Consider the following 15,020-nt stretch of genomic DNA (forward strand, 5'->3'; position numbering starts at 1 on the left):
CCTCGTTCCTCACCGATATCTGACGCGCGACTCAGGAGAGCCCGAGGTCCCTGTCCACAAGATCGAAAAGCTCCTGGTTGCTGGCCACCCGCAGCCGGTCGGCCACCTCGGTGGCGTCGCCGGTCGCCTCGGCCGCCCCGAGCCGTTCGAGCAGGCGGTGCAGGCGCATGGTGACCCGCACCCGGCCGATGTCGTCCTGGTCGCGCAGCACGAGGGCGCTCTCCAGCTGGTCCAGCTCCTCGACGGTCGGCAGGGCCTCGACCGACGCCTCGCTGACCAGTTCGCCGCGCAGGTGCTCGGCCAATGCCAGCGGCGTCGGGTAGTCGAAGACCACCGAGCTGGCCGGGTTGAGGCCGGTCGACCGCGCCAGCCGGCCGCGCAGTTCCACGGCGGTCAGCGAGTCGAAGCCGAGGTCCCGGAACGGGCGGTTGTTCTCCAGGGCGTACGGGCTGTCGTGGCCGATGACCTCGGCGGCGGCGGTACGCACCAGGTCGACCAGCAGCCGGATCTGCTCGGCCTCGGGCAGGTCGGCGAGCCGCTTGCGCAGCCCGGTCAGGACCTCCCCGCCGTCGGCGGCGGCCTGCTCGGGCGCGGCGTCGAGCGCCGCCACCTCCGGGATCTCGCCGATCAGCGGGCGCCGCCGGGCCGAGGCGAACACCGGCGCGAAGCGCGCCCAGTCCACGTCGGCGACGGTGAACTGCGCCCCGTCGGCGGCGACGGCGGCGCGCAGGGCCGCCATCGCCGGCTCCCGGTCGAGCAGGGTGAGGCCGCGCCGGCTCATCGCCGCGGCGTGGCCGTCGCTGACCATGCCGCCGCCGGCCCACGGACCCCAGTTGACGGAGACCACCCGGGCCCGCCCCGCCGGCCGGGACTGGGCCCACGCGTCGAGGAAGGCGTTGCCGGCGGCGTACGCGCCGTGGTCGCCGACGCCCCAGGTCGCCGCGATGGAGGAGAAGTAGACGACCAGTTCGAGCCGCTCGGGGTCGAGGAACTCGTCGAGGTGCCGGACACCGGTGATCTTCCCGGTGACCACGGCGGCGAGTTCCCCGAGGCCGACCTCGGTGATCGGGTTGAGCAGCCCGACGCCGGCGGCGTGCACCACCGCGTGCACCCCGCCGTCGCGGTGCAGCTCGTCGGCGAGCGCGGCGACCGCGTCGGCGTCGGTGAGGTCGCAGGCGACGACGCGGGCGTCCGCGCCGAGGGCGGCCAGTTCCGCCACCACCTCGTCGACGCCGGGCGCGGCGGGCCCGCGCCGGCTGACCAGGATCAGCCGCTCGGCGCCGTGACGGGCGAACCAGGTGGCGGCGTACCGGCCGATCGCGCCGGTGCCGCCGGTGATCAGGACGGTGCCGTGCGGCTGCCAGCCGGGCCCCTGCGGCGCCTCGGCGCGGCCGGCGCGGGCCAGCCGCCGCAGGTGCACGCCCGTCGCCCGGACGGCCGCCTGGTCCTCCTGCTCGGTGTTGAGCAGCATCCGCACGGCGTGTTCGCCGGCCTGCTCGTCGAGGTCGGCGGGCAGGTCGAGCAGGCCGCCCCAGTGGGTCGGGTGCTCCAGGGCGGCGACCAGGCCGAGGCCCCAGGTGGTGGCCTGGACGGGGTTCGCCACCGGGTCGTCGGCACCGGTGCTGACGGCCTGGCGGGTGAGCAGCCACAGCCCGGCGGCCGGCAGGACGCCGGGCACGGCCTGGAGCAGCGCCAGGTTGCCGGTGAGCCCGGCGGGCACGCCGGGGTGGTCGGGGTGGGACCGCTCGTCGAGGGCCAGCAGGGAGACGATCCGGGTCGGGGCGCCGGGCTCGGCGAGCCGGCCGGCCAGCTCGTCGCGGGTGACGGCGGCCGGGTCGACCGCCAGGGTGCGCACGGTGCCGCCGTGCCCGGTCAGCAGGCCGGCGAGCCGGTCGGCGACGTCAGCCGCGTCGGGCGGGGCGACCAGCAGCCAGTCGCCGGTCGCCGCCCCGACGGCCGGCTGCCGTACGGGCCAGGTGATCCGGTAGCGCCAGCCGTCGACAAGCGTCTCCTCCCGCTGCCGACGGCGCCAGTCGGCGAGGTCGGGCAGCAGGTCGCGCAGCGGCCGGTCGGGGTCGACGCCGACCCGCTCGGCGAGGGCCGCGCCGTCCTGCTCGGCGACGGCCTGCCAGAACCCGTCGTCCTCGGCGGGGACCGGCGCGGCGGTCGGGGCCGCGGCGCCGTCGAGGGTCGGCCAGAACCGGTCGTGCTGGAACGCGTACGTGGGCAGCGGCACGGGGGCGGCGGCGGGCAGCAGGGCGGTCCACCGCAGCGGCACGCCGTGGCAGTGCAGCGCGGCCACCGCCGCGAGCAGGGTGGCCACCTCGTCGCGTCCGGCGCGCTGCGTGCCGGTGACCAGCACCCGCTCGTCGGCGCGCAGGGCGTCGGCGGCGAGCGCGGTCAGCACCGCGTCGGGACCGACCTCCAGCACGGTGGTGACCCCGTGGGCGGGCAGCCGCTCGACGGTGTCGGCGAACCGGACGGCCTCGCGGACGTGGCGCACCCAGTAGTCGGCGGTCCGCAGCTCGTCCGGGTCGGCGGGCGCACCGGTCAGGTTGGACAGCAGCGGCAGGGTTGGTGGCGCGTACGCGAGGGTGGCCGCCACGGCCGCGAACTCGGCCAGCATCGGCTCCACCAGCGGGCTGTGGAAGGCGTGGCTGACCCGCAGCCGCTTGGTGCGCACGCCGGCGTCGCCGAAGTGGGCGGCCAACTCGTCCAGCGCCGTGATCTCCCCGGAGAGGACCACGGCGGCCGGGCCGTTGACGGCGGCGAGCGCCACCCGGCCGGCGTACCCGGCGAGGAGGTCGTGCACGTCGGCCTCGGCGGTGGCCACCGCGAGCATGCCGCCGCCGGCCGGCAGGGCCTGCATCAGCCGTCCCCGGTTGCCGACGAGGGTGCAGGCGTCCGGCAGGGTGAGCACGCCCGCGACGTGCGCGGCGGTGATCTCCCCGACGGAGTGGCCGGCGACCAGTTCGGGCTGGACCCCCCAGCTCTCCAGCAGGCGGAACAGCGCCACCTCGAAGGCGAAGAGCGCGGCCTGGGTGAAGGCGGTCTCGTCCAGCAGGGTGGCCTCGGGGGTGCCGGACGCGGCGAACATCACCTCACGCAGCGGCCGGGGCAGGTGGGCGTCGAGGTGCTGGCAGGCCGCGTCGAGGGCCGCCGCGAAGGCGGGGAACGCGTCGTACAGCTCGCGGCCCATCCCGGCGTGCTGGGCGCCCTGACCCGAGAAGAGCACGGCCAGCGGCCCGCCCGGTTCGGCGACCCCCCTGGTGAGGCTCGGGTGGCTCTCGTCGTTCGCCAGCGCGCGCAGCCCGGCCACAAGGGTGGCCCGGTCGGCGGCGAGCAGCACCGCCCGGTGGCGCAGCGCGGACCGGCCGGTGGCCAGCCCGTACGCGATCTCGCCGTCGGTGGCGGTGGCGGTGGGCAGCCAGTCGGCCAGCCGCGCCGCCTGGGCGCGCAGGCCGGCCTCGGCGGCGGCCGACACCGGCCACGGCAGCACCGGCAGCGGCGCGGCCGGGAGGCCCTCCCCCGTCGGATCCTGCGAACCCTGCGGTCCGGCCGGCGGGACCTGTTCGAGGATGAGGTGGGCGTTGGTGCCGCTGACGCCGAAGGCCGACACGCCGGCCCGGCGCGGCCGGTCCACCTCGGGCCAGGGCCGCGACGTGGTGAGCAGCTCGATGGCCCCGGCGGTCCAGTCGACGTGCGGCGACGGCTCGTCCACGTGCAGGGTGGGCGGCAGTTCGTCGTGCCGCAGCGCCATCACCATCTTGATCACGCTGGCGACGCCGGCGGCGGCAGCGGTGTGGCCGATGTTCGACTTGACCGAGCCGAGCAGCAGCGGCCGGTCCGCGGGCCGGTCCTGCCCGTAGCTGGCCAGCAGGGCCTGCGCCTCGATCGGGTCGCCGAGCCGGGTGCCGGTGCCGTGCCCGTCGACCACGTCCACCTCGGACGGGGCGAGCCGGGCGTTGGCCAGGGCCTGGTGGATGACCCGCTGCTGGGCCGGCCCGCTCGGGGCGGTCAGCCCGTTGCTGGCGCCGTCCTGGTTCATCGCCGAGCCGCGGACCACGGCGAGGATCGGGTTGCCGGAGCGCTCGGCGTCGGAGAGCCGTTGCAGCAGCACCAGGCCCACGCCCTCGCCCCAGCCCGTGCCGTCGGCGGCGGCGGCGTACGACTTGCACCGGCCGTCGGCGGCGAGCCCCCGCTGGCGGGCGAACTCCAGGAACGCGCCGGGCGTCGCCATCACCGTCACGCCGCCGGCGACGGCCAGGTCGCACTCGCCCTGCCGCAGCGACTGGCTGGCCAGGTGGATGGCGACCAGCGAGGACGAGCAGGCGGTGTCCACGGTGATGGCGGGGCCCTGCAACCCGAAGGTGTACGCGAGCCGGCCGGACATCACCGCCGCCGTGTTGCCGGTGGCCTGGTAGCCCTCGGTCTCGGCGCGGGCCGCCAGCAGCAGGGTGGCGTAGTCCTGGCCGTTGGTGCCGACGAAGACGCCGGTGCCGGAGCCGCGCATGTCGGCCGGTGCCATTCCGGCCCGCTCGAACAGCTCCCAGCCGGTCTCCAGCAGCAACCGCTGCTGCGGGTCGGTGACCAGCGCCTCCCGGGGCGAGATCCCGAACAGGCCGGCGTCGAACCCGGCCAGGTCGGCGAGGAAGCCGCCCTCGCGGGCGTACGAGGTGCCGGGGCGGTCCGGGTCCGGGTCGTAGATCGCGTCGAGGTCCCAGCCGCGGTCGGCGGGGAAGCCGGTGATCGCGTCCCGCCCGTCGGCCACCAGCCGCCACAGGTCCTCGGGGCTGTCGACCCCGCCCGGGTAGCGGCAGCTCATCGCGACGATGGCGATCGGCTCGTCCAGCGCGGCGGCGGGCCGCGTGACGGCCGGTGCCGCCGCGTCCGCCACGCCGAGGATGCGGTCGGCCAGGTCGGCGGCGAGCAGGGCCGGGGTGGGCCGGTCGAAGACCAGCGTGGTGGGCAGCGTCAGGCCGACCGCCTCGCCGAGCCGGTTGCGCATCTCGACGGCGCTGAGCGAGTCGAAGCCGAGTTCCCGGAACAGCCGGTCGTCGCCGATCGCCTCCGGCGAGGGGTGGCCGAGCACGGCCGCGGCATGCGAGCGGACCAGGTCGAGCAGGACGCGCCGGCGTTCCGGTTCGCCGAGGTTGGCGAGCCGGGCGCGCAGCGGGGACGCCTCGGCCTGGTCCCCGTTGCCCGGCTGGCGGGCGGCGAGGGCGCGGGCCACCTCGGGGATGTCGCCGATCAGCGGCCGGGGCCGGGCCAGCGTGAAGGTGTCCAGGAAGCGGTCCCAGGTGACGTCGGCGACGGTGAGCGTGGGCTCGTCGCGGGCCACCGCCGCGGCCAGTACGGAGACCGCCAGGTCGGGGTGCATCGGGCGGATGCCGGAGCGGGCCATGTGGTCGGCGCCGTCGGTCTCCAGCATGCCGCCGCCGTCCCAGGCGCCGAAGGCGAGGGCGGTGCCGGCGAGGCCCCGCCGACGCCGGTCCTCGGCCAGGGCGTCGAGGAAGGCGTTGCCGGCGGCGTACGCGCCCTGGTGGCCGCCGCCCCAGACGCCCGCGCCGGAGGAGAAGAGCACGAACGCGGCGAGGTCGTCGCCGAGGACCGCGTCGAGGTTGACCGCCCCGGCGACCTTGGCGTGCAGGGCGCCGGCCAGTTCGGCGAGGCCGGTGTCGGCCACCGCGCCGGCGTGCGGGACGCCGGCCGCGTGGAACACCGCGTCGATCCGTACGCCCTCGTCGGCGAGCCGGTCGACCAGGGCGCGCAGCGAGTCCCGGTCGGCCACGTCGCAGGCCGCCAGGGTGACGGTCGCGCCGTGGCCGGTCAGCTCGGCCTCCAGCTCGGCGGCGCCGGCCGCGGCCGGTCCCTGCCGGCTGGTCAGCACCAGGTGTGCGGCGCCCTCGCGGGCCAGCCAGCGGGCCACGTGGGCGCCGATCGACCCGAGGCCGCCGGTGACCAGCACGGTGCCGGCGGGGCGCCAGCCACCGTCGGCCGGACGGTCGTCGGCGGCGCGGACCAGGCGGCGGACGAAGAGCCCGGAGGCGCGTACGGCGATCTGGTCCTCGTGGTCCGTCCCGGCGAGGGCGGCGACGAGCCGGCCCCGGGCGCGCTCGTCGAGGTCGGCGGGCAGGTCGACCAGGCCGCCCCAGCGGTCCGGGTGTTCGAGCGCGACGACGCGGCCGAGCCCCCAGACGAGAGCCTGGTCGGGCCGGTCCAGCGGGTCGGCCCGGCCGGTGCTGACGGCGCCGCTGCTGGCGCACCAGAGCGGCGCGGTCACGCCGGCGTCGCCGAGCGCCTGCACCAGGGCGAGGGTGCCGGCGAGCCCGGCCGGCAGCACGGGGTGCGTCGGGTGCGGCGTGCCGTCGAGGGCGAGCAGGGAGCACACCCCGGCGACCGTTGCCGGATCGGTGCCGCGCAGCAGGTCGGCCAGGGCCACGCGGTCGGGTTCGGCGACGCTGAGCAGGGTGGCGGTCGCGCCGCCCTCGGTGAGCGCCCGGACGACGGCGGCGGCCAGGGGCGCGTCGGCGTACGCCGCCGGCACCGGCACCAACCAGGTCCCGGAGAGCGCGGCCGGCGGCGGGGCGGTGACCGGCTTCCACCGCACCCGGTAACGCCAGGCGCTGACGGTGGACTCGTCGCGGCGGCGCTGCCGCCAGGCGGCGAGCACGGGCAGCGCCTCGTCCAGGCGGCGGGTCTCGGCGCCGTCCAGCCGCATCGCCTCGGCGAGCGCGTCGGCGTCGGCCCGCTCGACGGCGTCCCAGAACTGCCGGTCGGCCGGTTCCTCGGCGGTCGCGGCGGTGATGCCCCGCAGCGGCCCGTCCGGCCAGTAGCGCTGGCGCTGGAAGGCGTACGTGGGCAGGTCGACGCGGACGGCGTCGGCGAACGACGGGGTCCAGGTGACCGGCACGCCGGCGACGTGCAGCTCGGCCAGGGCCGCGAGCAGGGCGTACGCCTCGGGCCGGTCGCGGCGCTGCACCGCCACCGCCGAGCCACCTTCGGGCAGCAGGTCGGCGTTGAGCGCGGTCAGCACGCTCTGCGGGCCGACCTCCAGGAAGGTGCCGACGCCGGCGTCACGCAGGGCCTGGACGCCGTCGGCGTAGCGGACCGCCTCGCGGACGTGCCGCACCCAGTAGTCCGGGGTGGCGACCTCGCCCGGGGCGGCGATCGCGCCGGTCACGTTCGACACGAGCGGCAGCAGCGGCTCCCGGAACACCAGCCCGTCCAGGGCGGCACGGAAGTCGGCGAGCATCGGCTCCATGAGCGGGCTGTGGAACGCGTGGCTGACCCGCAGCCGGCGGGTCCGCGCGCCCCGTTCCGCCCAGAGCGCCGCCAGCTCGTCCAGGGCGTCGGTCGCACCGGAGACGACCACGGCCGTCGGCCCGTTGACGGCCGCGATCCCGAGCCGGTCACCGGACGCGGCGGGGTCACCCGGGTCGCGGTCGGCGTCCCGGGCGGGGCCACCGGCCAGTTCGGCGAGGGAGGCGAGCACCGCCGCCTCGTCGGCCTCGACCGCGAGCATCCCGCCGCCCGTGGGCAGGGCCTGCATCAGCCGGCCCCGCGCCGCCACCAGGGCGCACGCGTCGGGCAGCGACAGCACCCCGGCGACGTACGCGGCGGTCACCTCGCCGATCGAGTGGCCGCCCACGTGGTCGGGCACGATCCCGAACGACTCCACCAGGCGGAACAGCGCCACCTCGACCGCGAACAGCCCGGCCTGGGTGAAGACGGTCTGGTCCAGCAGCTCCGCCTCCGGCGTGCCCGCCTCGGCGAACAGCACCTCGCGCAGCGGCCGGGGCAGCAGCGGGTCCAGGTGGGCGCACACCTCGTCCAGGGCGGACGCGAACACCGGGAACGCCGCGGACAGCTCACGCCCCATGCCGGCGCGCTGGGCGCCCTGGCCGGAGAAGAGCAGCGCGAGTCGGCCGGCCGGCGTACCCGATCCGGTGACGACCGCGCCGGACGGCTCGCCGGCGGCCAGCGCGCGGAGCGCGGCCAGCAGGCCGTCCCGGTCGGCGGCGAGGAGCACCGCGCGGTGCTCCAGCACCGAGCGGGTCGTCACCGACGACCAGCCCACGTCGACCGGGCGCAGGTCGGGGTTGTCGGTCAGCCAGGTCGCCCACCGGCCCGCCTGTCCGGCGACCGCCTCGCCGGAGCGGGCGGAGAGCAGCACCGGCACCGGAACCGCCGGGCGGTCCGAGGCCTCGCCGGCCGGGCGTCCGGCTCCGGAGGTGACGTCGGTCGGGCGGCCGGCGCTGGCGTCGTTGCGGGTGGCCCCGCCGTGGGCCGGTGCGCCGTCGACGACGGGCGGCTGTTCGAGGATGACGTGCGCGTTGGTGCCGGAGATGCCGAACGACGACACCGCCGCCCGGCGCGGCCGGTCCACCGCCGGCCACGCCCGCGCCTCGGTCACCAGCGCGACGTCACCGGCCGACCAGTCCACGTGCGGGGACGGCTCGTCCACGTGCAGCGTGGCCGGCACGAGGCCGTGGCGCATGGCGAGCACCATCTTGATGATGCCGGCCACGCCGGCCGCCGCCTGGGTGTGGCCGAGGTTCGACTTGACCGATCCCAGCAACAACGGGCCGGCCTCGCCACGGTCCTGACCGTAGGTCGCCAGCAGCGCCTGCGCCTCGATCGGGTCGCCGAGCGTGGTGCCGGTGCCGTGCGCCTCCACCGCGTCCACGTCGGCGGGCGTGAGCCGCGCGCTGGCCAGGGCCTGCCGGATCACCCGCTGCTGCGACGGACCGTTCGGGGCGGTCAGGCCGTTCGACGCACCGTCCTGGTTGACCGCGCTGCCGCGCACCACCGCCAGGATCCGGCGACCGTCGCGCCGGGCGTCGGCGAGGCGCTGCACCAGCAGCACACCGACGCCCTCGCCCCAGCCGGTGCCGTCCGCGGACGCCGCGAACGACTTGCACCGTCCGTCCCGCGACAACCCCCGCTGCCGGGAGAACTCCACGAACGTGCCCGGGGTGGCCATCACGGTGACGCCGCCGGCCAGGGCGTACTCGCACTCCCCCGACCGCAACGCCTGCACCGCCAGGTGCAACGCCACCAGCGACGACGAACACGCCGTGTCCACGGTCACCGCCGGGCCCTCCAGCCCGAACGTGTACGCCACCCGACCCGACAGCACACTGCCCGACGTGCCCGTACCGACGTAGCCCTCGACGCCCTCGGGCAGGTCCATCAGCTGGGAGGCGTAGTCGTGGTACATCACGCCCGCGAACACACCCGTGCGGCTGCCCCGCAACCGCTGCGGGTCCACCCCCGCCGACTCGAACGCCTCCCAGGAGGTCTCCAGCAGCAACCGCTGCTGCGGGTCCATGGCCAGCGCCTCGCGCGGCGAGATCCCGAAGAAGCCGGGGTCGAACTCCGCCGCGTCGTGCAGGAAACCACCGTGCCGCGTGTACGACGTGCCGCTGCGGTCCGGATCCGGATCGAACAGGCCCTCCAGGTCCCATCCACGGTCGCCGGGGAACTCCGAAACCCCGTCGCCCCCGGCGGCCAACAGCTCCCACAACTGCTCGGGCGAGGCGACCCCGCCCGGATAGCGGCAGGCCATGCCGACGATCGCGATCGGCTCGTCGGCGCCCACGGAGACGACCGCGCTGGTCGTCGCCGCCGTCGGGGCCCCGGCCAGCTCCTGGTGCACGTGGTCGGCGAGGGCCTGCGGGGTCGGGTAGTCGAAGACCAGGGTGGACGGCAGCCGCAGCCCGGTGGCCGCGTTGACCCGGTTGCGCAGGTCCACCGCCGTCAGCGAGTCGAAGCCCAACTCCCGGAACGCCCGGTCCGCCGGCACCTGCTCCGCGCCACCGTGCCCGAGCACCTGCGCCACCAGGCCACGGACGAGGGTGCCGACCTGCTCCCGGGCCTCCTCGACGGAGAGCCCGGCCAGTCGCGCGGCCCAGCCGTCGCCCCGCCCGGACTTCCCGGCCTGCCGGCGGGCCACCGACGAGCCCAGCAGCGTACGCAGCATCGGCGGCACCAGGCCGCCGGCCGCGCGGGCCCGCATCGCCGCCACGTCCAGCACGGCCGGCACCAGCGCCGGCCGGTCGGCGCGCAGGGCCGCGTCGAAGAGCGCGAGCCCGGTCCCGGCGTCGAGCGGCGTGAGGCCCGACTGCGCGGCACGCGCCCGGTCCGCCTCGCCGAGCGTGGCGGCCATCCCGTCGACGTCCCACATGCCCCAGGCCAGGGAGACCGCCGGCAGGCCGAGGCCACGACGGTACGCGGCGAGGGTGTCCAGGAACGCGTTGCCGGCCGCGTACGCGCCCTGACCGGGCGAGCCCCACACCCCGGCGATCGAGGAGAACAGCACGAACAGGTCGAGATCCAGGTCGGCGGTGGCCTCGTGCAGCCACCAGGCGGCGTCGACCTTCGGGGCGAGCACCCGGGCCAGCCGTTCCGGCGTGATCCCGGTGACCACGGCGTCGTCGAGGACGCCGGCCGCGTGCACCACGCCGGCCAGCCGGCCGGCGGCGGTGATCCGGGTGACGAGGTCATGGGCCTGGGTGCGGTCGGTGACGTCGCAGGCCACCACCTCGGCCTGTGCGCCGAGGTTGGTCAGCCGGTCGACGAGGTCGGCGGCGCCGGCGGCGGCGGGCCCCCGCCGGGAGGCGATCACCACGGAGCGGGCCCCGTGCGTGCGGACCAGGTGCGCGGCGACCAGGGCGCCCAGCGCGCCCGTGCCGCCGGTGACCAGCACCGTGCCGTCGCCGAGCGCCGGGGCGTCCCCGGCCGGGGGCACGGCCCGGACGAGCCGGGGGCTCAGCAGCTCGGTGCCGCGCAGCGCTACCTGGCCGCCCGTTCCGGCGGGGTCGGCGGCGACCGCGGCGAGCACGGCCAGGACGTCGGCGTCGGGGTCGCGGTCGAGGTCGGCGAGGACGACGCGGCCGGGGTGCTCCGACTGCGCGGAACGCAGCAGGCCCCACAGGGCGGCACCGGCCAGGTCGGTGACCCGGTCGTCGGGCGCGGCGGCGACCGCACCCCGGGTGAGCACCACGAGGGGGGTGTCGGCCAACTCGTCGGCGGCGAGCCAGTCCCGCACGACCGTCAGCACGTCGGTGGTGAGCGACCGTGCCCGCGCGGGCAGGGCCGACGCGCCGTCGGCGTCCGGCGTGCCGTCGCCGCTGGTCAGGCCGCCGCCGGTGGCCTCCGGGCCGGCGGGGGCGGTGGCGAGCAGGAGCAGCCCGGGGGCCGGGTGGAGCGGGTCCACCGCCGCCCGCACGGCGGGCACGTCGGCGTACGCGGCCAGGTCGGGCAGGGTGGGGCAGGCCGCCCCGAGCACGGCCCAGGCCGGCGTGGTCCCGGTCGGCGTGACCTGCTCCGGCTGCCAGGACACCTCGAACAGCGACCGGCCGGCCGCACCGGACGCCGGTACGCCGGTCAGTTCCCGCAGCACGAGGGAGTCCACCGAGACCACGGGCCGGTTCGCCTCGTCCACGGCCACCAGGCGCACCGCCGAGCCGTCCCGGGTCAGCCGCACCCGCAGCACGGCCGCACCGGCAGCGTGCACCTGCACGCCCTCGAACGCGAACGGCACCGTCGGCCCGGTCCCGCCGGCCCCGGCGGGCAGCAGGCCCGCCGGGTGCAACGCGGCGTCCAGCAGCGCCGGGTGCACCCCGAACGCGACCGCGGCCCCCGCGACGTCCTCGGGCAGGGCCACCTCGGCGAAGACCTCGGCGCCGGCCGTCCACAGGCGGCGCAGCCCCTGGAACACCGGCCCGTACGTCAGGCCGCGCTCGGCCATCGCCGGATACCAGTCGGCGAGGTCCACCTCGGTCGCGGCGACCGGCGGCCAGGCGTCGACGCCCGGCTCCTCGGGCCGCGCCGGCTCCAGCAGCCCCTCGGCGTTGCGGGTCCAGCCGGCGTCCGGGTCGTCCTCGGGCTGGGAGTGCACGGTCACCGACCGGGCACCGGCGTCGTCGGCGGCGCCCACCTGCACCTGGACGCGTACGCCGCCGTCGGCGGGCAGCGTCAGCGGGACGCCGAGGGTCAGCTCCCGCACCCGGGCGGTGCCCACCTCGTCACCGGCGCGCACCACCAGCTCGATCAGCGCCGTGCCCGGCACCACGACGGCCCCGGAGACGACGTGGTCGGCGAGCCAGCCGTGGGAGCTGGCCGCGAGGCGGCCGGTGAGCAGCACCATGTCCTCGCCGGCCACCGCCACCGCGGCGCCGAGCAGCGGGTGCCCGGCCGTGCCGAGGCCGGCGCGGGAGACGTCGACGAAGCGGCCCGTCGACTCCAGCCAGTACCGCTCGTCCTGGAAGGCGTAGGTGGGCAGGTCGACGCGGCGACCGCCGCCGAGCTGGCTCGCCCAGTCGACGGTGACCCCGTCGGCGTGCAGGCCCGCCATGGCCGTCAGCAGCGCGCGGGGCTCCGGCCGGTCCTTGCGCAGCAGGGACGCCAGCACCGGGGCCGGCGCGTCGGCGGACCGCCCGGCGAGACAGTCCTCGGCCATCGCGGTGAGCACGCCGCTCGGGCCCAGCTCCACGAACGCGCCGACGCCCGCCTCGACGAGCGTGTCGACGGCGTCGGCGAACCGCACCGCCTCGCGGACGTGCCGCACCCAGTAGTCCGGGCGGCACAGCAGCTCCGGTTCGGCGATCCGGCCGGTCACGTCGGACACGACGGGAATGGTCGGCGGGTGGTAGGTGAGCCCCTCGGCGACCGCCGCGAACTCCGCCAGCATCGGGTCCATGAGCGCGCTGTGGAAGGCGTGGCTGACCCGCAGCCGCCGGGTGCGTACGCCCCGGTCGGCGAAGGTCCGCTCCAGCTCGTCGAGCGCGGCGACGTCGCCGGAGACGACGACGGCGGCGGGCCCGTTCACGGCGGCGACGTCGACCCGGCCGGGCAGCCCGGCGAGACGGTCCCGTACGGCGGCCTCGTCGGCGGCGACGGCGAGCATCCCCCCGCCGGCCGGCAACGCCTGCATGAGCCGGCCCCGCGCGGCGACCAGCGCGCACGCGTCGGCCAGCGACAGCACCCCGGCGACGTGCGCGGCGGCGATCTCGCCGATGGAGTGGCCGGCGAGGAAGTCCGGCCGCAGGCCCCAGCGCTCGGTGAGGCGGAACAGGGCCACCTCGACGGCGAACAGGCCGGCCTGGGTGAAGACCGTCTGGTCCAGCAGGTCGGCCTCGGGCGTGCCGGGCTCGGCGTGCAGGACCTCGCGCAGCGGCCGGGGCAGCAGCGGGTCGAGCCTGTCGCACACCTCGGCCAGGGCGTCGGCGAAGACGGGGAACGCGGCGGCGAGGTCGCGACCCATGCCGGCGCGCTGCGCGCCCTGACCGGAGAAGAGGAACGCCAGCCGGCCGCGCGGGACGGCCGCTCCGACGGTCACGTTCGCGGCCGGCCCGCCGGCCGCGAGCGCGCGCAGCCCGGCGAGCAGGTCGTCGCGGTCCTCGGCGAGCACCACCGCGCGCTCGGGCAGGGTGGCGCGGGGCAGCGACGACACGGCGACGTCGACCGGGCGCAGCGCCTCGTCGGCGGCGATCCGGTCGGCCCACCGGCCCGCCTGCGCGGCGAGGGCGTCGACGCCCCGGGCGGAGAGGAACACCGGCGCCAGCGGCAGCGGCTCGCCGGCCGGTTCCGGTTCCTCGCCGTCGGGGGCCTGTTCGAGGATGACGTGCGCGTTCGTACCGCTGATCCCGAACGACGACACCGCGGCCCGGCGGGCCCGGTCGACGGCCGGCCAGGCGCGGGCCCCGGTGAGCAGCGACACCCGGCCGGCGGACCAGTCGATGTGCGGGGACGGCGCGTCGACGTGCAGGGTGGCGGGCAGCCAGCCCCGCTGGATGGCCTGCACCATCTTGATCAGGCCGGCGGCGCCGGCGGCGGCCTGGGTGTGGCCGAGGTTGGACTTGACCGAGCCGAGCCAGAGCGGGTCGTCGGCGGGCCGGTCCTGGCCGTAGGTGGCCAGCAGCGCCTGCGCCTCGATCGGGTCGCCGAGCGTGGTGCCGGTGCCGTGCGCCTCGACGGCGTCCACGTCGGCCGGGGAGAGCCGGGCGTTGGCCAGCGCCTGCCGGATCACCCGCTCCTGCGAGGGGCCGTTCGGGGTGGTGAGCCCGCTGCTCGCGCCGTCCTGGTTGACGGCGCTGCCCCGGACGACGGCGAGGATGCGGCGGCCCTCGCGCTGCGCGTCGGAGAGCCGCTGGAGCAGCAGGACGCCCACGCCCTCGGCCCAGCCGGTGCCGTCGGCGGCGGCGGCGAAGGACTTGCACCGGCCGTCCGAGGCCAGGCCGCGCTGCCGGGAGAAGTCGGCGAAGACGCCGGGGGTGGAGAGGAAGGTGACGCCGCCGGCCAGCGCCAGGTCGCAGTCGCGCTGGCGCAGCGCCTGGCTGGCGAGGTGCACGGCGACCAGCGACGACGAGCAGGCGGTGTCGACGGTGACGGCCGGCCCTTCCAGGCCGAAGGTGTAGGCCACCCGCCCGGAGACGACGCTGCCGGAGTTGCCGGTGCCGATGTAGCCCCCGACGCCGTCCGGCGGGTCCAGTACCCGGGACGCGTAGTCGTGGTACATCACCCCGGCGAACACGCCGGTACGGCTGCCGCGCAGCCGCGTCGGGTCGAGCCCGGCGGACTCGAAGGTCTCCCAGGCGACCTCCAGCAGCAGCCGCTGGTGCGGGTCCATGGCCAGGGCCTCGCGGGGCGAGATGCCGAAGAAGGCCGGGTCGAAGCCGGTGGCGTCGTAGAGGAACCCGCCCCGGTCGGTGTACGAGGTGCCCGGGTTGTCGGGGTCGACGGAGAAGAGCCGGTCGAGGTCCCAGCCCCGGTCGGTGGGGAACTCGCCGGTCCCCTCCCGCTCCTCGGTGACCAGGTCCCACAGGTCGCCCGGGCTGCGTACGCCACCGGGGAACCGGCAGGCCATCCCGACGACGGCCATCGGTTCCCGGTCCTTCGCCTCCACCTCGCGGACCCGGCGGCGGGCCTCGCGCAGGTCCGCCGTCGCGCGCCGGAGGTAGTCGAGGAACTCCTGCTCACTGGGCATCGAAACGCTCCGTATCGGGATTCGAGGT

1 protein-coding gene is annotated in these 15,020 nt (G+C 77.1%); it reads right to left on the reverse strand.

Features of this window, described 5'->3' with window-relative positions; all coding sequences use genetic code 11:
- Positions 1 to 31: 31 nt before the first annotated feature.
- Positions 32 to 14,992, reverse strand: coding sequence for a type I polyketide synthase (locus ABZ809_RS15315; RefSeq protein ID WP_357563124.1), 14,961 nt, complete (start codon positions 14,990 to 14,992; stop codon positions 32 to 34).
- Positions 14,993 to 15,020 lie beyond the last annotated feature (28 nt).

This window comes from Micromonospora sp. NPDC047074, from assembly GCF_040643815.1.
GTDB lineage: Bacteria > Actinomycetota > Actinomycetes > Mycobacteriales > Micromonosporaceae > Micromonospora.

Excerpts from the sequence above, each read along its gene's own strand:
- ABZ809_RS15315 (WP_357563124.1), bottom strand. The coding sequence starts at position 14,992 with ATGCCCAGTGAGCAGGAGTTCCTCGACTACCTCCGGCGCGCGACGGCG.